Source organism: Vibrio sp. 704 (genome assembly GCF_033339295.1).
Genome location: NZ_JAWOUH010000922.1, coordinates 1 through 539, shown reverse-complemented (window position 1 = coordinate 539; position 539 = coordinate 1). Strand labels below are relative to the sequence as shown.

1 protein-coding gene is annotated in these 539 nt (G+C 47.1%); it reads right to left on the bottom strand.

What is annotated here, in order from left to right:
* On the bottom strand, positions 1-539 hold a 539-nt coding region (locus R7R24_RS29890; RefSeq protein ID WP_318120612.1), incomplete at both ends, for a sigma-54-dependent transcriptional regulator.

Below are 539 nucleotides of genomic sequence, written 5' to 3'. Positions count from 1 at the left end.
TCGAACTTACCCGGACACGCCTGAACAGCTCCAGTGAATGCACCTTTTTCGTAACCGAATAGCGTCGCTTCCAGCATATTGTCAGGAATCGCCGCACAGTTAATCGCAACGAATGGGCCGTCTTTACGGTTTGATGCTTTGTGAATGTAACGCGACATCACTTCTTTACCTGAACCGCTTGGGCCTAAGATCATCACGTTCGCATCAGTGCGAGCCACTTTGTCAGCCAAAGCAAGTAAGCGCAGACTCTTTTCATCAGCAACGACAGCATCACCGTTGTCATCACTTTTGATAGGAGCATAACGGCTTACCATATTAAGCAGCACTTCTGGTGCAAATGGTTTCGCCATGTAATCAATCGCGCCATCTTTCATTGCAGAAACGGCATCTTCGATATTGGCGTAAGCCGTCATTAGCAACACTGGTAAGTTCGGCCAATTTTGTTTGATGTTACGAAGCAGCGCTAAGCCACCCATACCTGCCATTTGCACGTCAGATACCACGATATCAACCGCATTTGATTTCAGCTTTACTAATGC